The sequence below is a fragment of the Arhodomonas sp. AD133 genome (genome assembly GCF_051195215.1).
Classification (GTDB): Bacteria; Pseudomonadota; Gammaproteobacteria; order Nitrococcales; family Nitrococcaceae; genus Arhodomonas.
Genome location: NZ_JBNAZM010000024.1, coordinates 1 through 19,185 on the forward strand (window position 1 = coordinate 1; position 19,185 = coordinate 19,185).

The following is a 19,185-nucleotide window of genomic DNA, read 5'->3' on the forward strand; positions in this document are numbered from 1 at the left end:
CGGCGCGAACGCGTCTTGCCCCCGGGCCGCTGTGGTGCTCTGACGTATGACAATACTTCTGAGAAGATTAGTATCTCAGCATCGGCTCGGTCTTTCTGCCCGTCGCTCTCGCTATCTGGGGGGGCACCGCAGGCCGCATACATCGCGGGCCTGTTCGACCCGTCGGAGTTCGACTGGAGCGTGTGCCCGCGTGAGGAGGCGCCGGCGGTCGGTAGGTCAGCTGCTCTCGGCAGCTGACGTTTCGGGCTGTCGTTCTGGTGGCAATCGCCAGCGACCGTCGTCGGTGGCGGACTGTGTTGCCGAATGGATCTTCTCTCCCTTGGTGTGCCATCGCCCCTTTCCGTCTTTGTGTTTACTCTCCCCCTGGTTCTTCGCTCAAGCTGCGATAGTACCGATTCACTGCCGCCTGGTAGCGCGGGGGCACGTCAGTGGACTCCCGCACCGCCACGGCCCGGGCGTGCCCACCGGCGTTCTCGCGCAGGCGGTACTCGATGTCCTGGAGCCGGGCGAGGAGGGCGGTATGCTGGCGCTGCAGGGCTTGCAGGTCTGCCGGAACCGTTTCGCCTTGCAGTGCCTCCACAAGGGCGCTGATGTCGCGGGCGACATCGCCGGCGCCTTGGAATGAATCCGCCAACTCGCCGAGCTCGCCCAGGCGTTGCCTCATCCGGGCCGTGAATTCGCCGAGGCGATAGCTACTATCGTAACCGCCCGCAGACCCGACAGGCCCCGTGCCCGTGCTGCTGGAAGTGGTCCCGGTTCCGGTACCGGCCGTCGCCGCCCCCTCCGCCCCCGACGCCGGCGGGGTGCCGGTGGATTGCTCGCCGCTGGATGACGCCGCGCCTTGTCGCTCGGCATCGGCAAGGCGCTGTTCGTCCGCCTTGAGACCGCGCACCAGCGCCCGCAACCGTTCCAGCCGCTCCGCCTCGCTGAGACCCGCCTGCCCGTCACCACGTGCCGTGGTGTCGGCCCGGACGAGGCGTTGCCGGACGAACTCGATATCGTCCTCTAGCTGGGCTTCGCGTGCCGCCTGTGTGCGCTCCGGATCGCGGTCCAGGGCTTCGGCCGATACGCGCATGCGTGCTTCCAGGCCCCGGTCGCGCAGCATGCGCTCGGCGGCTTCCAGGTCGCCGGCCAGTTCGGGCTGCGCCTGCCGTGCCTGTCGCAGCAGGCGGCCAACCTGGTTGGTGAGCTCTCCGAGCTCTCCGGCCAGGGTGTGTTTGCGCCGGGCGAGCTCCCGCGGGGACGCGGAACGCTGGTCGCCGTCACTGCGTTGCCGGTCCAGAGCCTGGCGGATGTCCCGCTGTTCCGCCGCCGCTACCTCGGCACGCTCCCGGGCGCGCGTCACCCCCTCCACGAGCCCCTGACGGCCGGCTCGCTCCAGAGTGCGCTGAACCGATCGCAGGCGTTCCAGCGCTTCCTCGCCGGCCTCGGCATCGCCGCGCCGTGCCGAGCGTTCCATGGCGGCTCTGGCGGCACGGAGCTGATCCCGGGCGTTCTCGGCCTGGCGGGTGACCGCGGGGTCTCGGTGTCGGGTCAGGCGTGCCAGCTCGCGCTCGAGTTTCTCCAGCTCTGCGGCGAGCGCTTGCTGCGTGGTGGTCCCGCCGCTGCCCTGCTGGCCGCGCAGCCGGGTGCGCTCGATTTCGCGCTGCTGCCGGCGTGCGAGCTCACGCAGTTTGTCCAGGGCATCCTCGATGGCCTGCTCGGGGCGGTTCCACTGGCCGCGTTGCAGGGACTCGTACTGGTTGCGGAACTTGTCCATTTCCAGCCGGAAGAGCTCGGTGAGCTCACGTCGGGCGCCATCATTCTGTCCGCCGGTGCCACGGGACTGCGAAATCATGACATCGCGGAAAGCGGCGTCGGCTCGCTGAAGGTGGCGCAGCGCCTCGCGTGCCCTGGGCAGGGCAATGGCCACGTCGCCGCCGGCGAGCTTCGCCTCGACGTCGACCATCGCCCGGGCGGCGCGTGGCATTTCCTCGGCCATGCGTCGATAGCCTTCGTTGTCGCGGACGAAACGGCGTGGCCCGAAACGTCGGACGATGGCGTCGACGCGCTCGCGAATCCGGGCCTGGGCCACCGCCAGGGTATCGATGCGATCGGTGACGACAAGCGGGTCGAGGCGATCCCGCTCGCGTTTGAGCTTGAATAGCGCCACGACGAGCGAGCGTTGCTGCGCGCTGAGCTCGGCGCCGCGAGGGCCCTGGCCACCCCCGGCGCCACCACCGCCACCGCCCGAAGCGCGATGGTAGCGACGCTCGAAGGGACGGACTTCCATGAAGAAGAGGTCGGTGACGGCCACACGGTCCGGATCGCCTGGCGCATCCCGCGCGCGGGCGTAGTAGGCAATGAGGTCCCCGGGCTCGAGGGGAAGCGTCTCCAGCGCCAGGACGTGGGTGGCTTCGATCGCCGTGGGGGTGTCGGGGGCAGGCTCGAAGGTGATGACACGATCGTCGCTGCCGTTGATGTTGAGTACCAGCTCCAGCGCGCGCACGGCGACATCGTCCCGCGCGCTGGCGCTGATGCCGATCTCCTCGATGGACGTGACCCGTGTGTCACGCCCCGGCCATTCGAGGGCCACCGCCGGCAGGGCGTCCGCGTGCACGCGGATTGGGTATTCGGCGCTCGCGGCGACCGGGCCGGCTTGTCCCGCCGGCAGCTCGATGCGGTAGCGCCCATCCGCCTCCAGTGCGAGTGTCGCCCGCAGGCTATCGCCGCTTCGCTTCAGGGGGATGCGGCGCTCCCCGTCGAGCACCAGCGCGCCGGTTTCCGCCGTCGTGTCGGGGACGACGCGTACTTCCACCCGGCTGCCGCGCACACTCGAGATGGGCCCACCGTCACGAACCCGTTTCGGCGGTCGACCGGTGTGTTCGGGATATTCGTAGCGCAGATCGATGCGCTCGACGCCCGGGCGTGGCACCACCGCCAGCCGGTGCCGACTGGATTCGATCGGGCCGCTGCGGACGTAGTAATCCACCGGCGCGTCGATATCGATCAGCAGGGCTTCATGGCCGGCCGTGGTTTCACTCGGGGTCATCGCCGTCGGCGTCCAGCGGTCTTTTCCAGCCGTGCGGGTCATGAGCTCGACGCGTTCCGGGCGGAAACCATCGGCCTGTGCGGCAATCGCCTGATCCGCGCCGGCGGCCACGACCACGTCCCCGGGCCGGACCGTCAGGCGGTAGGGGTTGCCGGGCGCTGCGTCGGCGGAGGGGCTTGCGAGCAGTACGAGACCGTGCCGGATGGGCGCCGGGCCCCACAGGGAACCGACAATGGCGACGAACGCGATGGCCGTGAACGCCGTGGCGGCTACGCGCAGGCGTGCCAGCTCCAGTGCGCGCACGTTCCCGGTACCGGCACAGGCCGCCGCGGCCCGCTCCAGGAGCGTGCGCTCCAGTGAGCCGGAGCCGGTTCGGCCGCCGGATGCCCGCATCTGCTCGTTGACCTCGGCGGCACTCACCACGAGTGCATCGAGCCCGGCCGAGCGGGCTTCGATGTAATGCGCCGCCTGCAGCCGGGAGAGGCGCCGTAGCAGCAGCGCCAGCGCGGTGGCGAGCAGGATGAGCGGCAGGAGCACATAGATGGCGATGCGTGCGGCGTCGACCGCCGCCTCGTCGAAACGCTCCGTCGCCATATAAGCGACGGCCACGCCGATCGCGAACACGGCCAGGCCGGTGGCGACCGTGGCGGCCTCGAGCGTACGTCGGGCCCACCAGCGCCGCCGGACCAGGGTGAGCCAGGCGTCGAACGTCGGCTCGGCGTCGGCGGGTGCCGGATGCCGGGTCGAGGTGGAGCGGCTCATGGCGTCGTCGTCCTCCGGCCGAGTGGCCGGGCTTCCATTGGGCTGCGCCGGGTGAGGCGGTTCGCCGCCAGGCTTTCCAACAATAGCAGGGCCGCAGCGGCGCCGAGCAGATACCAGCCGAGCGGCGTTGCGGCCCCGGCGGTGGCGACCGCCACCCCGGTGGGTGTGCCCCCCGGCAGCGGGCGCCGTGTGATGCGCTCCCTGAGCTCGTCGGGGCGCGCGGCGGTCAGCAGGGATTCGCGGCGGTCGGTATTCACCGCCAGCATCAGTGACGGTGCGCCACCATCGCGGCGGTGTACCTCGTGAATGCCACGCTCGCCGACGCGCAGCAGGTGTTCCCCAGGCGGTAACCCGGTCCGCCCGCCGCCGGGTAGCTCTACCACGGCGGCGCCGCCGCCTGCGAGGAAGGGCGCCCAGTCCGCACCATTCGGTAGCCTTGTCGCCAGGCGCCGCAGATTCGCGACATCGCCGGGCGTGTGGGCGAGGGCGACGTCGGCCCGGCGGGCGAGGTGGCGTAGCAGTTCATGGAGCAGCGGCACGAAGCCCGGCTCCAGCGCGAGATCGCTCCATGGGGCGGTGTGGCCGGCGGTCATGACCACGCTCCGTCCCCGCCCGTGGGCGTGCTCGACCAGCCATGGCTCGCCGGTTTCGAAGCGTGCCAGCACGGGGCCGTCAATGTCGTCGTGATTGACATCCAGCGTGCGCGAGAGGCGGAACCGCACGCCAGTCAATGCCCCGGCGAGGTTTACTTCGGCCTGGGGGGGTGATGCCGGCGGAAACCCCGGGGCCAGCACGACGCCGATACCCGGCGCCGGGTGGCGACGTACCGGTCCCGGGCGCCCGGGCACCAGCGGCGAGTCGCTGGCAGGGTGTCGTGCCGCGGAATCGGTATCGGTCATGATCATCAGCACGGCGCCGCCGCGTTCGACGAATCGCGCCACGCGTTGACGAGTGCCGGTATTGCGCAGGGCGAGATCGTCGGCGATCAGCACATCGATGTCCGCCGTGGTGTCGCCCGTGGCATCCCGCGCCCAGCCGGTGACCGTCATCGGCGGATGCGTCGCTGCCGCGAGGGCGCGTTCGAGATAGACCGGCGGCTCCCCGCTGCCGGGGGCGGTGGCGGAGTCCCGGAGCAGCCCGACGCGAAGGGGCGGCGCAGGGGTTATCACCAGGTCGTAGACGTCATCCGCCGGCAGATCGTCGGCGTCGAGTACGATCCGCGCGGCGATCTGGCGGTCCGCGGCGGCTATCACCGGCATGGATATCGTGCGTTCCTCGCCGGGCGCGAGGTCGACCGTGCGCCGGGTGCGGGGGCGTCCATCGGTTTCCAGTGCCACATTGACGCTGGCGAGGTCGGTGGTGCCGGTATTGCGTATCCGCACGGCGAGGGTCTCCGCGCCGTCGCCGGCGTGACCCGCCGGAACGAGCGTGGCGCCGAGAATGGCGGCGTTGGCCGTCACCGCCGCGGTGACGGGCCGGAGCTCGATGTCGATGGGGGTATCCAGGTAAAGGCGGTCGAGCCGCGTCAGCACGGAGCGCTGAAAATCGGAGACCACGACGATGGCCGGCTGTGTCGCGCCCGACTCGTGCAACAGGCGTTCGGCGAGGCCCAGCGCGGCCGCCGGCCGGGTGCCCCCATGCGACGGCCTCAGCTGCGATAACACGGCACGCAGGGTGGCCCGGTCACTGCTGAAGGGTGATGCCAGTGTGGCCGTTTCGTCGAAGGTGACGATGGCCAGGCGCTCGTCGCCGGTCAGTGCGTCGATCTCGGTCTCGGCGGCAGCGACGGCCTCCCGCCAGCGCGCGGTCGGGCTCATGCTGTAGGAACGGTCGAGCAGCAACACCGTGTCGCGCACGGGTGCGGTTGCTGCACCGTCGCCGGTTTCTTCGGCGAGCTCGGGGCCGGTGAAGGCGACCACCAGCAGTGTCAGCGCCAGGCACCGCAACGCGAGTAGCAGGGGGTTGCGCAGGGTCTTGCGCCGGCGGGCCCGAAAGGGCATGCGCTTGATGAACATCAGCGACGGGAACGCGAGGCCACCACGCTCGCGGCGGTGCACCAGGTGCACGATCACGGGGACGGCGAGCGCCGTCAGGGTGAACAGAATCCAGGGGCTGGTGAGCGCCAGTGCCATGATCAGCGCCTGAACCGGCCCCGGAAGGCACGGGTGGAGAGGTAGTGGTGGAGCATGTGATCGAGGGGCTGGTCGGTGGCGAAACAGGCGTAGTCCATGCGGCGTGCCCCCAGCGTGCGCGCCAGTGCACGCCGGTGCGCGGTGAGCTCGCGGCGGTAGTCGTCGCGGATCGACTCCGGCACCACCGGTGAGCGGGCGCCACTTTCCATGTCCTCGAGTACGGTGGGTTCGGTGAACGGCAGGTCGCGCTCGGCGGGGTCGAGCACGTGCACCGCGATGACCTCCTGACCGCGCAGCCGCAGCTGATCCAGCGCCGCGGCCGCTTCGTCGGGCTCGGCGTAGAAATCGGAGACCACCACCACGATGCCCCGCCGGGTCAGCCGCCGGGCGAGGCGCTCGATGGCGCCGGTGAAACCGCCCGGGCGGTCGGCGGTGAGACGGGAGAGCGTGTGCATAACCGCCTCACGGCGCCGGGCCGAGGGCATGATCATGGCGACGAGGTCGTCATCGAATCCGGCGAGCCCGACCCGGTCGCGTTGGCGTGCGGCAAGATGGGTCAGGCAGCCGACGACGAAGCGGCCGTAATCGAGCTTGCTCACCCCGTGGCTGTCGAAGCCCATGGAGCGTGATATGTCGAGGGCGAACATGACATCCGCGTTGGTCTCCGCCTCGAAGGTCTTCATGTACAGGCGGTCGGTGCGGGCATACAGGCGCCAGTCGATGCGTCGCACGTCGTCGCCGGGCACATAGGGGCGGTGTTCGGCGAAGTCCACCGACACGCCGCGGAAGACAGCCTGGTGCAGGCCGCTGATGAAGCCGTCCACCACCTGCCGCGAGATGAGGTCGAGGTTGCGAATGCGTGCGAGCACGTGGGGGTCGACGAAGCGCGTTTCGGCCACGCGGCCGCCTCCCATGGATCGCCCGCCGCCCGTGGCGCCGCCGGGGGCCGGCATCACGCAGACCCCACGTTCGCCGTGGGTGTGATACTGCCCAGAAACTCGGCGATGAGGCTGTCCACGGTGACCTGTTCCGACTCGGCCTGGAAGTTGCGGAGCAGACGGTGGCGTAATACCGGTGCGGCGAGGGCGCGCACGTCCTCGTAACCCACGTGCACCCGCCCGCGCGTGAGCGCCCGCGCTTTGCCCGCGAGCACCAGGAACTGCGCCGCGCGCACGCTGGCGCCGTAGGTGAGCCAGCGTTCAGCGGCCGGGGCGGCGGCGGGCGTGCCCGGACGGGTCGCGCGGGTGAGCTGCACCGCGTAGCGGGCCACCGGCTCGGCGACGGTGACGCGGCGGGTCAGGCACTGGTAGGCGAGCAGTCGTTCGCGGGAGATCACCGGGTGCAGCTGTGCGGCCGCCGGTCCGGTGGTGGCCTGGACCACGGCGAGCTCATCGTCCTCGCGCAGATAGTCGAGCACGATTTCGAACATGAACCGGTCGAGCTGTGCCTCCGGCAGGGGGTAGGTGCCCTCGAGCTCGATGGGGTTCTGGGTGGCGAATACGAAGAACGGGTCGGGCAGGGGGTAGGTCTTGCCCTGAATCGTGACGTGGCGCTCCTGCATGGCCTCCAGCAGGGCGGACTGGGTCTTGGGCGGGGTCCGGTTGATCTCGTCGGCGAGCACCATGTTGGCGAATATGGGGCCCGCCATGAATGCCAGCTCGCGCCGCCCGGTGGCCGGGTCCTCCTGCACCAGGTCCGTGCCGGTGATGTCCGAGGGCATCAGGTCGGGGGTGAACTGCACGCGGGAGAAGCTGAGATCAAGCGTCTCCGCCATGGTCTGCACCAGCAACGTCTTCGCGAGCCCGGGCACGCCCATCAGCAGGGCGTTGCCGCCGGCGAGCAGGGTGACCAGCATCTGCTCGACCACCGCGGTCTGGCCGACGATGCGCCGGCCGATTTCCGTGGTCACGGCGTGATAGTCCTGCTCGAGGGCCCGGGCGAGCTCGGCGTCAGAGGTCGGGGCAGCGGTGTTCAAGACGGTATCCTCCCGGAGTCATAAACCCCGGCGTTCAGGGGCATCCCGTGCCGGGCCGTTGCGTTCCGGCCGGCGTGGTTCGGCGCCTGGTGCGGCGTCTGGGCGTTCTGCCGTCAGGCGTCGATCGCGCACCGTCAGCAGCAGTTCCAGGGCATCGTCGTACAGCGGCGCGATCTCCAGCGCGCGGAGCACCTCGGTACGTGCCGCCTCGGTCCGGTCCGCGTGGCTCAACGCGCGGGCGAGTCGATAGCGCGCGCCCGCTTCGTCCACCGGTCCGAGCGCGACCACCGCCTGGCGGGCGGGGATGGCGGCTTGCCAGGCGCCGCGCCGCTCGAACATGGCCGCCATGTCGCGGTAGGTGGCGGGGTCGAACGGTTGAATGAGGGTGGCGCGCTCCAGGGTGCGCGCGGCGGCGTCGGCGGCGCCGGTCTCGCGGTAGAGCCGGACCAGTGTGCGGTGGGCGTCGAGGTCGTCGGCATCGATGGCGATGGAACGTTCGAGGAGGTCCATGGCAGTCGCGCGGTTGCCGAGCCCGATCTCCGCGTCGGCCAGCAGGCGATACGCGCTGCCGGGACCGGCATGGTCGGGAAACATCGCGAGCGCCTGCCGGAGCGGCTCGCGGGCTTCCGCGAAAGCTTCCTGCTCGAGAGCAGCGCGACCCCTTGCCAACACAGCCGCGTAATCGGCGCCGGCGCCGCGTCCGTCCGGGAACAGGCCGCGCAGCGAATGTCGGAATCGCTCGTGGACGTAAGTCTCGAATGCGCGGTCGAACGCCGCCGGCTTCATGGCGAATCGCTTCGCGATCAATTCGGCCGTGGTGGCGCCCTCGGCGAAGCCCTCGATCATCGCGACAACGGCATCGAATCCGTGGCGTTGCTCGATGAACGCCACCACCAGCGATGCCTGGTAGTACGCGTGTGCGATCTGCCGGGGATAGCTCGGGCGCAGAAATGCGCGGTCCATGTCGCTCGCCGGCGGCAGCCGCCCGCTGTGGAAGGCGTGCAGGAAGTCGGGGGTGACGTCCATGCCCCAACCGGGGTGGGCCGCGCGTTCCTCGTAGACCGCGAGGCCCTCGCTGAACCAGCGTGGCATGCGGCCGCCGGTGGCGGCCAGGTGGAAGCTGTGAGCGATCTCGTGCCAGACCGCGGAGGCCCAGTTGAAGGGGCCGAAGGTGCCGGATGACGGCGAGTTGAGTGCGATCACCGGGCCGAAACACACGCCGAGGATGTTCACGCCCACCAGGCCGACGGTGCGTACGGAGAAATCCTCGTGACGCGGGTAGAGTTCGATGCGAATGGGAGTCTGCGGACGGACTCCGTAACGCTTTTCGAAGAACTCGTATGCCTGTTCGGCGATGGGCAGCAGCCGCAGGGCGAGCACCTCCGCCTCGCCGGGGGCAGCGACCAGGGTGAAGCGTTCCGAGCGTACCGTCTCGAAGTCCGCCAGGCGATCGAGGAGGTCGAGGGTGTTCTTGGTGCGAACGTCGTACGGGTCGCCGCGGAAAGCCCGATCCAGGCTGGCGCGACCGGCGCTCATGTCACCCAGGCGCAGAAGATTCTCGCCGGCGAGCATGTGGCCACGCCAGGCTTGCGAATCCTGTCCGATCTGGGTGCGGGCGAATCGCAGGGCGTCGCGGTAGCGCCGGTTCTGGCCGGCGATTTCGGCGAGTGTCTCGAACACGCCGCCATAGCCCGGCGTAGCGCCATGGATTGCGGCGATCTGTTCGCCGAAACGCTCATGGTCGTCGCGGAGGTAGTGCACCGCCGCCAGCAGGGCGCGTGCCTCGGGGGAGTGGGGGTTAACCGCGAGTGCCCGGTGGATGTGACGCTCGGCGGCCTCGACGCGGCCGCCGTCGAGGAGCAGGCGGGCGAGCAGGAGACGCGCCGGCACGTAGCCCGGTCGTCGGTCCAGGACCAACGCGACCGTGCGCTCCGCCGCCGGCGAATGGTCGAAACGCTGGCTACGGGCCAGCCCGAGCAGTGCCGGCAGGTAGCCGTCGTCACGCTCCAGGGCGGTCCGGAAGGCTTGCAGTGCTTCGGTGTTGTTGTAGCGGTCGAGCAGCAGCTCGCCGAGGGCGACGTGGCCCCGCGGGTCATCGGGGGCGCGGCGAATCGCCCGCTCGTAGTGGTCCAGGGCCGCGTGATACAGGGCGGGATCGCTTCGGGCGAGGCGCCGGTACGCATCGCCGACGGCGATGTCGGCCGCCGGCGTCAGCGCACGCTCACGCCTGCGGGCCACGTCGGCGACACCTTCGAGCCGCTGGCGGGCGCGCTCGGACCGTCCCAGGAGCGTATCCAGCCGCGCCAGGGCGACCTGCGCCGGCAGATCGGGTTGCGGTGCGAGGCGGGCGACCCGTTCGTAGACCTCGGCGGCCTGCTGGTATTCGCCGGTGGCGATGAGCCCGCGGGCGAGTATTCGCCATGCCGCGGCCTGTTCAGGTTCGGTTTCCGTGACGGCGCGTGCCAGGCGTACGGCTTTGCCCGGGTCGCCGGCGTCGAGCGCCTTGCGGGCGTCGTCGATACCGGCGCCGCTGACGGGGGGCATCGCCATGACGAGCCCCAGCGCCAGGGCACCGGCCAGACGGTGAAGGCTGGCCGCTGCGCCGGTCATCGTGCCGCGACCTCCCGATAGGCCCGCCGGTTGAGTGCCAGTGCCACCAGCAGCGATTCCAGTCGGTCCCGGTAGCGCTCGGGAGGCAGTACCCGCTTGTCCCGTTTCAGTCGCCCGATCAGGTCCACCAACCGCTGTGCCTGTACGTCCAGCGCCTGTTGCGCGACGGTGACGCGTTCATCGCCGCCGTCGGTGGCGGGCTGTGCGAGGGTGAAACGCCGGGCGAGGCCCCCGTCGCCGCCTTCCGGGGATGGCTCGGGGCTGCCGCGGCCATCGCCGTCGTCGTCCAGCAGCGCGTGCTCGGTGAGCAGTCGCTGTTCGCTGTGGTACGCCTGTGCAACCTGACGTTTGGCGTAGCGAAACGCCTCCAGTAGCGATATCGCTTTGTCCTTGTCCGTGTCGGCGGCGTCGTTGGCCAGGGCCTCGACGAAGTAGGCGGCAAAGCGGGTGTGCTGCGCTTCGGCGGCGTTGGCCGTGGCCGAGACGATCACCCGGTTCTCGCGGGAGAGCGCGGTGAGGAAGGGGGCGCTGGCGGGTGTGGTGTCGATCACCGCCACGCGCCGGTCCGCCAGCGCGGCGAGCGCATCGGCGAGATCGGTCGCGCTCAGATCGGGGCCGGGCAGGTTGAACAGCGCCTCCGGGCCCTGGGCCGAGCCGTGCCCGATCAGCACGATGAGGATGCGGTCGCCCGGCGACGAGCGCTCGGCCAGCGTGGCGATGGCGGTGAGCACGGCGGCTTTACGGGAGATCCCGTCGACGCGCTCCGGGGCCAGCTCGGGGTGCGCGGAGAGGTAAATGCTGCGTGCGTCATCCATCGCGTATCGGCCGTGTATCGTCTCCAGCAGCGTCAGCGACCAGCGGTGGAAGACGTCTCGGTAGTAGGGTTCGCCGCCGAGGCCGCTGACCACGAGGAGGTGACGTTCTCCCACCGCTGCGGAGACCGCCGGCGCCGTGAACGCCAGGCACAGCCCCAGCAGCAGTGTGCGGGCGGCGTTCATGCAACCCCCCGGCCGCGGCGCAGCAGCCACTCGGCGCACATCAGTGTCAACGCGGCGAGCAGTAAGACAGGCGCATCCCACAACGGCAGACGCTTGACCACGGAGCGGGTGTCGCGGGTGTCGTCGATGGCCCCGGCGAGTGCCCGTGCATCGGCGGCATCCACCAGGCGCCCGCCTGTGGTCGCGGCGATCGTCTCCAGGAGTTGCCCTCCGGCCGTCCGCCCGTGGAACTCATCGCCGCTGGCGGTGACATCGACGTGCTCGCGCACCGTCACGTCGCCGTTGCCCTCGCCATCCCCCGGCAGGGTCAACGTGAGCTCGTGGCGGCCCGGCGTACGGGGCACGAAGCGTGCGCTCTGCCAGCCGGCGGTGCCCTCGGTGGAACGCGTCATGGGGTAACGCCGGATCTCCCCCAGCGGCGTGGTCACGGCCAGGGTGAGCTTCGCTTGTGGGTCGGGACGATGAAGCGCGTCGAGCGCGTGTGCCGAGACGGTGACTGCCTCGCCCGGCGTGGCCCGGGTTACCGAGAGCTCGGTGCGAACGCGCCGGTCGGCGTGCCGTGCCAGATCCCGGATGATCCCGCGCCAGAGGCGTTCGTGGGTCTGATCGGCGGGTGCATCGGGGACGCCCATCTGCCATCGCCAGCTGTCGGCCACCGCGAAGCTTGCGACCTGGCCGCGGCCGTAGCGGTGCCTCGCCAGGACGATGAGCGTATCGCCGTCCACTGCGCGACCCTGCAGCAGGACGCGGGCGCCGAGTTTCGCTTCCCGCAGCGGGTTGAGCACGGTCAGCCGTGGCAGCTGCGAAAACGGCGTGATTGCGTCGGTGGTGCCGGTGAAGTCCAGCAGCGGGTCCGATCGACCGGCGGTGGTCGGCTGCACGGCCACGTCGGTGGCGCCGGTCGTGGCGTCATCCACCGGGTGGACGGGCATCAGCTCGGCAAGCAGAGACCGGGCGTGACCGCCGCGCGCGTAGGCGTGGCGGCCGCCGAGCAGCAGCAACCCGCCGCCACGGCGGGCGACGAAGTCGCGGATGGCCGCCTGTTGCTCGCGGGTGAGCAGCGTCGCCTCCACGCTGCCGAGGATCAGTACGTCGTAGCGGAACAGGGTCTCGGCCTTGTCCGGAAAACCGCCGGCCAGCTCCCCGGGATCCTCGACACCGACACGGTAGTATTTGTTGTCCGCGGTGCGGATCAGCGAGGTGAGGTGAATGGCCGGGTCGCCAGCCACTGCCCGGCGGATGAACTTGACCTCGTAACGGGGCTCGCCTTCGAAATGCAGCGTACGGATGGGCTCGTCGAGCACGACCACGCTGCGCTCGCGCTGGTTGTTGCGCACGACCGTCTCGCCGGGAAGCGGGGTGACCCGGGCGGTCAGCAGCCGGCCGCCGGCCTCCTCGAAGCTCAGTCGCCGGTGTACACGCAGTTGCTCGCGGTCTTCCGGCAGGGTGAGCTCATGACGGTCGACGATGATTCCGTCATCCTCCAGGGTCAGTACGACGCGATCGCCGCTGAATGCCTGCCACGCGAGTGCCACGGTCACCGGGAACTCGTCACCCGGTCGCACCCGGCGCGGCGCATGCAGCCCGCGAACCGCCAGGTCACCCCCCGTGCGTGCAGGGATCATCGCGACCGTATGTACCGGTACGTCCGCCGCCCGCAACGCGGTGAGGGCGGCGTCCAGCCCGGTCCGGGCGTGGGGGGAGGCGCCACCGCCGTCGGTGACGAGCACCACGGCGGCCAGTGAGCCCGCGTCGGGGCCGGTCGCCACCTGTAGCAGCGCGTCGCCGAGCTCGCTGCGTGCGTCCGCGTGGGCCAGCGCCGACGCCGGTTGAAAGGGGTGAACCCCCTCGCCGAAGCGGAAGTAGCGGGTGTCGAAGCGTTCATCGAGCGTGGCCGCGAGGGACCCGGGCTCGCCGCTGACGAGCATGGCCATGCGCTCGGTGCCGGTGACACTGTCGGCGTCCGCCAGCCGCAGGCTCAGCGAGTCGTCCAGCAGAACCGCAACGTGGCCGGGGATGGGGTCGTCGACTTCACTGATCAGCGTCGGCCGCGCCAGTGCGAGCAGCAGCACGGCGGCCAGCAGCAGGCGCAGGGCAAAAGTCGCCGGTCCGCCCCCCAGACGCCGGTAACCGGCGACCCACAGCAGCACCGCTGCCGCCGTGGCGACCGCGAGGGCATAGAGCCACCAGGGCCAGGCGATCACGATGCTGCCGTCGGCGAACCATGCCGGCGGATACTTCAGCAACCATTCGAGCACGGCCGGTAACCGCTGTCAGTGTGTCATCGCGTAGATGACGAAGTTGACGCCGATCTTGAAGGCATAAGTCGAATACCGCAGGTGGTAGCTGGGGCTGTCCGCCCACTCCCATCCGTCGCCGAGATCCGTGTTCCAGTTGATGAGCACCATCAGACGTCCGTCATCGTCGAAGATGCCGCGGACGCGGGGCACCCGGCCGCCCTGTTCGTGGGTGGGGCCTTGGCCCGAGGCCAGCTGCACATTCGGGACCTGCACGACCTCGTCGATGTCGTAGAAGACGTGGAACACCGGGTGGTCCATGGGCACTTCCTCGATTCGGCGCGCGGGGAAGACCCGGCGCATCTGCTCCTCGAAGTGTTGCCAGGCCCAGTCCCCCCAGAAGTCGTCGATGACCAGAAAACCACCGGCGAGCAGATAGTTCCGCAGCGCGGCGACTTCCGAGTCGGTGAGCGACATCGAGCCCACCTCAAGGACGTAGACGAACGGGTACGCCTGCAATGCCTCGGCGCGCAGCTCGATGGCGTGCTCGGCGTCGGGGGCGTCCACCAGCGTGAGGCGCTTGAGCGCGACCAGGAACTGCTGATCCGCCTTGGGGTAGTCCACGGCCCAGCGCGGTCCCCAGCCGTTGCCGCTCCCCGCGCCGTAGATGCCGCGGGTGAAGTGGAACTCGTGGCTTGCCGGCTCGCCGTCGGCCATCGGTGGCCGTGCCGCAGCCGGCGCCGTCAGGGAACCGGCGAGAATCGCCGTCAGGCCTGTGGCCAGTACGTTCCGGTGCCAATGGCGTTGGCGCACCATGCCATCGGGAGGGTCGTTGCGAGGCGTCATCGCGATTCGAGAACCAGCTCGGCATCGCCCACCATCACGATTGCGCCGTTGGTACGGATCTCTTCCAGGGGAATGGCGAGTGCCTCGTCCCCGGGGCGAAGGTGGGGATCGCCCTTGAACAGGATGCGCGAGGTCAGTGACCGGTGATCCGGATGGCCGACCACATAGTGGATGTGCTTCGCTCTGCGGTACTGTCCCGGGACCGCCGTGATCACCGAGAACTCGCCGTCGCCGTCGGTAATGAGCTGCGCCCGGTAGCGTGCCTCCCGGTACCGGCCGGCGCCGTCGGCCTGCCACAGCCGGACTTCCGCCCCGGCCACCGGATTGCCGTCATCGGCGACGACGCGGGCGCGCAGATGCAGCCGCTGGCCGGGGTCGCCGTCATGCCATAACTGCGCCTGGTGCGCACCGCTGGTCCGGTGCCCGCCCACGGGCCCGTCGCCCGTTTGCGCGGTCGTGAGAGACGGCATGGTGGTGACGAGCACCATCAATGCCATGGCCCGGACGATCCGGGAAAGCCGGAGGGTGGACATGGGCGCTTACACCCCGAGGGGACAGACTGTTAGCAAGAATAGACGATGCGTCGTCCCGACTGCCCGGATCTCCCGACCCATCCGACGAGCGCTGCCGGCGACTGGCTCTTCGCTGCGGTGCGTGCTTGACGCCGTACCGTGGTACGGGCGCTATGCTCATACTGCGGTGCGGAGGTGACCATGTCCGGCATGACCATTGGCAAGGCGGCACGGGCCGCCGGCGTGAGAGTCGAGACGGTTCGCGTCTATGGGCGTTGCCGCCTCATCGACCAGCCGGATCCGTCGCTGTTGTTCGGCGCGGTGGCCAGCGTGCGCTCGTCGAGCTGCGCTTCCCCCTTCGTCCCGTGAGCAACGACTGCGCGTGCGTGGGGGAGTGCCATGCCCGATTTGATTGCCATACTCGAGCAAAGCCCGGCCGGCTCGTGGCCGGCGTTCATCGCCGTGGCGCTCGCGGGCCTGCTCATGGGGGTGGCGCCGAGCTCGCTGCCACTGATTTCGGTCGTCATGGGGTTCGTCGCCGGCCGACAGGACGCACCGAGCGGGCGGGCGTGGATGGCGGGGCTTGCGCCGTCGGTCGGTTTCGTCGTCGCGATGGCGATGGTGGATGCGGCGATCGGTGCGCTGTTCGGTTTGCTTGGTTTCGTCGTGGTTCGCGCTCTCGCCACTCACCTGGCGTTCACGTACCTGGTGATCGGTCTCGTTCTCGTCGTACTGGGGCTCGCCATGCTGCGGCTCGTCCGTGTGCGCTGGCCGACACCACGACGCCCTCGGACGACACGGCCGCACTCCTTCGCGGCGGGGTTCGCTCTGGGCGTTCCAGTCGGCCTCACGACCTGTCCTGCGTGTACCCCGATCGTGCTGCCGATTCTCGGCGCCGCCGCCTCGAGCGCGACGCCTTGGGCCGGCGCGGCGCTTTTGTTCACATTCGGTCTGGCCCGAGGCATCCCGGTGATGATCGCCGGCAGTCTGACAGGTAGCGTCAAGCACGTCCGCTGGCTGGCGCCCTGGGTCGTCCGGGTGGAGGCCGCCGGTGGGATCGTGCTGTTGTTCGTCGCCGGGTACTTCCTCTACCTGAGCGCCGTCTACGGGCAATGGCTTCCCTAGTTGTTACTAATCTTCTCAGAAGTATTGTCATACGTCAGAGCACCACAGCGGCCCGGGGGCAAGACGCGTTCGCGCCGGCGTGGCTGGGTCACGTCAAGCGAGCGCAACGCCGCCACCGGGGCGCTGTGGCGCTCCCTTTGGGCCGGTCTGTGCGCCGATGGGATCTGCGTTGCTCACCGCTTATGGTGCCCGGCTACACGGCGCGCCTCGCGCCTTGCCCCATCGGCGCACAGACCGGCTGACGCATGACAATACTTCTGAGAAGGTTAGTAGCTCTAGCCCGGACGGTGTCGCGCCTCCTCGCCGTAGCCCCATTACGACTCGTCGCTGCGCCTGACCCTGGCGAGGGGGGCGCATCGGAAATGCGACGACATGCGGATGCCGGATACCCGGATGACGGCGGTTGTGAGGCGGGGATGCGTCGCCCCGATTGCGGGGGCTCGTTTGTGTGCCGGGGTCAGCCGCTATTTCGCCGGCGGGTTGGCAGCGCGCCGATGATCTCGTTCGCGCTGGCCGGCTTTGCGAAATAGAACCCCTGGAGGAAATCGCAACCGAGGTCACGCAGATAATCCGCCTGGAATCTGGTCTCCACGCCTTCAGCGACGACTTCCAGGCCCAGCTCGTGCGCCATGGCAAGGGTCGTGCGAACGATGGCCTCGTTGCGCGAGTCTTCGGGAAGCCCTTGCACGAACATTTTGTCGATCTTGAGTCCGTCGACGCGGAGATCCCTCAGGTACGCCAGCGATGAATAGCCAGTGCCGAAATCGTCGATGAGTACACCGATGCCGAGCGACTGCATGCGCTCGATGGCTTGCATGGACAGTTTCATGTCATCCATGACCACGCTCTCGGTCAGCTCGACGTAGAAAACGCTTGGATCGATGTGCAGTCGTTCGAGGTAATCGACGGACTTCTGGATGGCGGCCGTTTGCGCGAACTGCTTCGCGGAGAGGTTCAAGGCGATCCTGATCTCCGGCATGAATCCCTGGAACGTGTGCAGGTAGTCGGCGCATGCATTCGTGAAAACACGGCGCGCGACATCGGCCACCTGCCCGGATTCCTCGGCGACAGGAATGAACTCACCGGGGCCGATGTGACGCCATTGCCCGGAAAGCCGCGCCAGCGCCTCGAAGCTGTGGATCCGGCCCGTTTTCGCCTCGATGATCGGTTGGTAGTGATTGATGATGCTCCGCTTCTCGACGGCCTCGCGAAGCGCCTGGGAAATCGCGAGAAACGTCCTGGTCCCCTGGTAAAGGGCTGGTTCGTAGAATCCGATCTCGCCGCGGCCGCTACGTCGTGCCGCGCGCAGTGCGGTTTCCGCACTCTGAACCAGTGTTTCCGCTTCCGTGCCGTCCTCGGGAAACAACCCGATGCCGATGCTGGCGGACAGGCGCAGTGCCTCGCCGTTTACCGGCACCTCGGCCAGTAGCGCCCGTCGCAGGGCATCGGCGATTCCCGTGGCATGCCCGACGCTGGCCATCTCGTCCACGAAGATCAGGAAAGTATCTCCGCCGGTTCGGGCAACCACGCCGTGATCGGCGGCGGCGCCGTGAACGCGTTCCGCGACGATGCGCAGGACGTCGTCGGCCACATGGTGACCGAAACGCTCGTTAATGCCCTGGAAGTAATCGATATCGATGACCAGCACGGCCGCCAATGCATCCCTGGGGCGCCCCGTGAGCCTTTCCGATATGGCGTCGAATGCGGCCGATCGGTTGGGTAGCCCGGTCAGTGGATCATACAGCCTGAGGCGGCTGATGAGGTTCTCGAAATCCTCGATCCGGCCTATGTCCGCAAACAGGCACAGGTAGTTGGCTTCCGTGGAGGCCCTGGTATCGATTCTGGATATGCTGCCCTGTAGCGAGATAGGGGTGCCATCCTTTTTTCTGGATTGGAGTTCGCCCTGCCAGAATCCGTTCGCCTCCAGCGATGCATCGATTGCTTGCAGCCGCTTCGGGTCAACGTCATTCAATGTATCCCGAAAGGGCGGCGTTTGGTCAGCGACCTCGTTGGCGGTGAAGCCGGTGATTTCTTCGAAGGCGGCATTGACCCACTTGATGCGCCAGTTGCCGTCGACGATGGCCGTCCCTTCCTGGGTGTTCTCGAGTGCGGTCTGGGCGAGGCGAGCTGCCCTGAGGGCGTGGTGTCGCTCGGAGATGTCGTGGAGCATCAAAACCGTGCGGACGGTTCCCGAGGTGTCCCGGAACAGTGTGCTGTTGATCTCCACGGGCAGCAGCAAGCCATCTTTTCGACGAACGTTCAGCTCCGCAGTGACGCGCCCCTCCTCGTGGCGTTTTTTCAGCAATCGCTGTAGCTCGGGGTCGTCATCCGCCATGAACAGTTGCCGACCGCCGGCCCTGAGCTCGTCTTCGGTGTAACCAAGCATCTCGCAGCCGGCCGGGTTGGCGGTGTGGATCCGCCCCGACGGCTCGGAGAGAAAAATGCCGTCGAGGCTGTGCTCGACGACGAGCGAGAGTTCGGAGTACGTCTGTGCGTACCATCTCAGTAGCGTGGCAACGGCCCAGCCGATGACGGGCGCCGTCAGTACGATGAAGATCACGCCCGCCGCCGCTTGCACGAGAACGGGCTCCTGATTCCCTCCGGTGATCTGAGCGATCGCGCCTTCGAGTCCGATGACGCTCACCAGTGCGATGACACCGTAGACGGTGGCACAAAGCGCGCCAACATGGCGGGGGGGCCAGCGGAGTGGGCGCATAGACGTGACCTCCTGACAGAGAAGTGTAGCAGGCACACTTCACACGCCGACGAAATCACAATCGGACCGCCGATCCGTCGGCGGGAACCGTATGTGCACGTGTTCGCGTTCCAGGCAGGGGGGATCATGGTGCACGCGGCAGGCGCGCCGGTGAGACCGCCGGGACGTCGTCATCACAGGTGAGCCGGTTGCGGGCCTGCCAGTGCGGGTGGCGGAGGGATCACGAACGCGTGCCAGCGTC

12 protein-coding genes are annotated in these 19,185 nt (G+C 68.9%); 2 read left to right on the plus strand and 10 right to left on the minus strand.

The genetic code is table 11. The features are described 5' to 3' along the window. Positions 1–352: 352 nt before the first annotated feature. From ACPEES_RS13775 to ACPEES_RS13815, 9 genes are read right to left on the minus strand one after another with little or no spacing between them, the layout of a single operon-like run. A complete protein-coding gene (locus ACPEES_RS13775) occupies positions 353–3,793 on the minus strand; it encodes a DUF4175 family protein (protein WP_435104087.1) in 3,441 nt (1,146 codons plus the stop codon). Next, positions 3,790–5,925 carry a VWA domain-containing protein gene (locus ACPEES_RS13780; protein ID WP_435104088.1) on the minus strand — a complete coding sequence of 712 codons (2,136 nt, stop codon included), beginning with the start codon at positions 5,923–5,925 and terminating at the stop codon, positions 3,790–3,792. Before ACPEES_RS13780 ends, ACPEES_RS13775 begins: the two co-directional genes overlap by 4 nt. Before the next feature lie 2 nt (positions 5,926–5,927). Next, positions 5,928–6,824: a DUF58 domain-containing protein gene (locus ACPEES_RS13785; RefSeq protein ID WP_435104089.1), complete on the minus strand. Its 897-nt coding sequence runs from the start codon at positions 6,822–6,824 to the stop codon at positions 5,928–5,930. 53 nt (positions 6,825–6,877) lie between these two features. Then, entirely contained in the window at positions 6,878–7,900 is a 1,023-nt protein-coding gene (locus ACPEES_RS13790; RefSeq protein WP_435104090.1) for an AAA family ATPase, read from the minus strand. An 18-nt stretch (positions 7,901–7,918) separates the two neighbouring features. Continuing rightward, positions 7,919–10,510 (minus strand): tetratricopeptide repeat protein, encoded by a 2,592-nt coding sequence (locus ACPEES_RS13795; RefSeq protein ID WP_435104091.1) that lies wholly within the window; start codon positions 10,508–10,510, stop codon positions 7,919–7,921. Next, positions 10,507–11,508 carry a C13 family peptidase gene (locus tag ACPEES_RS13800; protein ID WP_435104092.1) on the minus strand — a complete coding sequence of 334 codons (1,002 nt, stop codon included), beginning with the start codon at positions 11,506–11,508 and terminating at the stop codon, positions 10,507–10,509. The genes ACPEES_RS13795 and ACPEES_RS13800 overlap by 4 nt, the downstream gene beginning before the upstream one ends. Further along, positions 11,505–13,766 (minus strand): hypothetical protein, encoded by a 2,262-nt coding sequence (locus ACPEES_RS13805; protein ID WP_435104093.1) that lies wholly within the window; start codon positions 13,764–13,766, stop codon positions 11,505–11,507. Before ACPEES_RS13805 ends, ACPEES_RS13800 begins: the two co-directional genes overlap by 4 nt. Before the next feature lie 15 nt (positions 13,767–13,781). Then, a complete protein-coding gene (locus ACPEES_RS13810) occupies positions 13,782–14,591 on the minus strand; it encodes a DUF4159 domain-containing protein (RefSeq protein WP_435104094.1) in 810 nt (269 codons plus the stop codon). After that, positions 14,588–15,124 (minus strand): hypothetical protein, encoded by a 537-nt coding sequence (locus tag ACPEES_RS13815; RefSeq protein ID WP_435104095.1) that lies wholly within the window; start codon positions 15,122–15,124, stop codon positions 14,588–14,590. Before ACPEES_RS13815 ends, ACPEES_RS13810 begins: the two co-directional genes overlap by 4 nt. A gap of 180 nt (positions 15,125–15,304) precedes the next feature. Here ACPEES_RS13815 and ACPEES_RS13820 point away from each other — a divergent pair, with 180 nt between their 5' ends. Then, positions 15,305–15,472: a hypothetical protein gene (locus tag ACPEES_RS13820; RefSeq protein ID WP_435104096.1), complete on the plus strand. Its 168-nt coding sequence runs from the start codon at positions 15,305–15,307 to the stop codon at positions 15,470–15,472. A 30-nt stretch (positions 15,473–15,502) separates the two neighbouring features. Then, positions 15,503–16,228 carry a cytochrome c biogenesis CcdA family protein gene (locus ACPEES_RS13825; protein WP_435104097.1) on the plus strand — a complete coding sequence of 242 codons (726 nt, stop codon included), beginning with the start codon at positions 15,503–15,505 and terminating at the stop codon, positions 16,226–16,228. Positions 16,229–16,685: 457 nt separating this feature from the next. On the opposite strand, the gene ACPEES_RS13830 is transcribed toward ACPEES_RS13825, so the two are convergent. Beyond that, positions 16,686–18,944, minus strand: coding sequence for a sensor domain-containing protein (locus ACPEES_RS13830; protein ID WP_435104098.1), 2,259 nt, complete (start codon positions 18,942–18,944; stop codon positions 16,686–16,688). Positions 18,945–19,185: the final 241 nt, after the last annotated feature.

Bases quoted from the DNA above. Each gene is read 5' to 3' on its own strand.
- ACPEES_RS13775 (WP_435104087.1), bottom strand. From the start codon at position 3,793: ATGAGCCGCTCCACCTCGACCCGGCATCCGGCACCCGCCGACGCCGAG.
- ACPEES_RS13780 (WP_435104088.1), bottom strand. From the start codon at position 5,925: ATGGCACTGGCGCTCACCAGCCCCTGGATTCTGTTCACCCTGACGGCG.
- ACPEES_RS13795 (WP_435104091.1), bottom strand. From the start codon at position 10,510: ATGACCGGCGCAGCGGCCAGCCTTCACCGTCTGGCCGGTGCCCTGGCG.
- ACPEES_RS13800 (WP_435104092.1), bottom strand. From the start codon at position 11,508: ATGAACGCCGCCCGCACACTGCTGCTGGGGCTGTGCCTGGCGTTCACG.
- ACPEES_RS13810 (WP_435104094.1), bottom strand. From the start codon at position 14,591: ATGACGCCTCGCAACGACCCTCCCGATGGCATGGTGCGCCAACGCCAT.
- ACPEES_RS13815 (WP_435104095.1), bottom strand. From the start codon at position 15,124: ATGTCCACCCTCCGGCTTTCCCGGATCGTCCGGGCCATGGCATTGATG.
- ACPEES_RS13820 (WP_435104096.1), top strand. From the start codon at position 15,305: ATGTCCGGCATGACCATTGGCAAGGCGGCACGGGCCGCCGGCGTGAGA.
- ACPEES_RS13825 (WP_435104097.1), top strand. From the start codon at position 15,503: ATGCCCGATTTGATTGCCATACTCGAGCAAAGCCCGGCCGGCTCGTGG.
- ACPEES_RS13830 (WP_435104098.1), bottom strand. From the start codon at position 18,944: ATGCGCCCACTCCGCTGGCCCCCCCGCCATGTTGGCGCGCTTTGTGCC.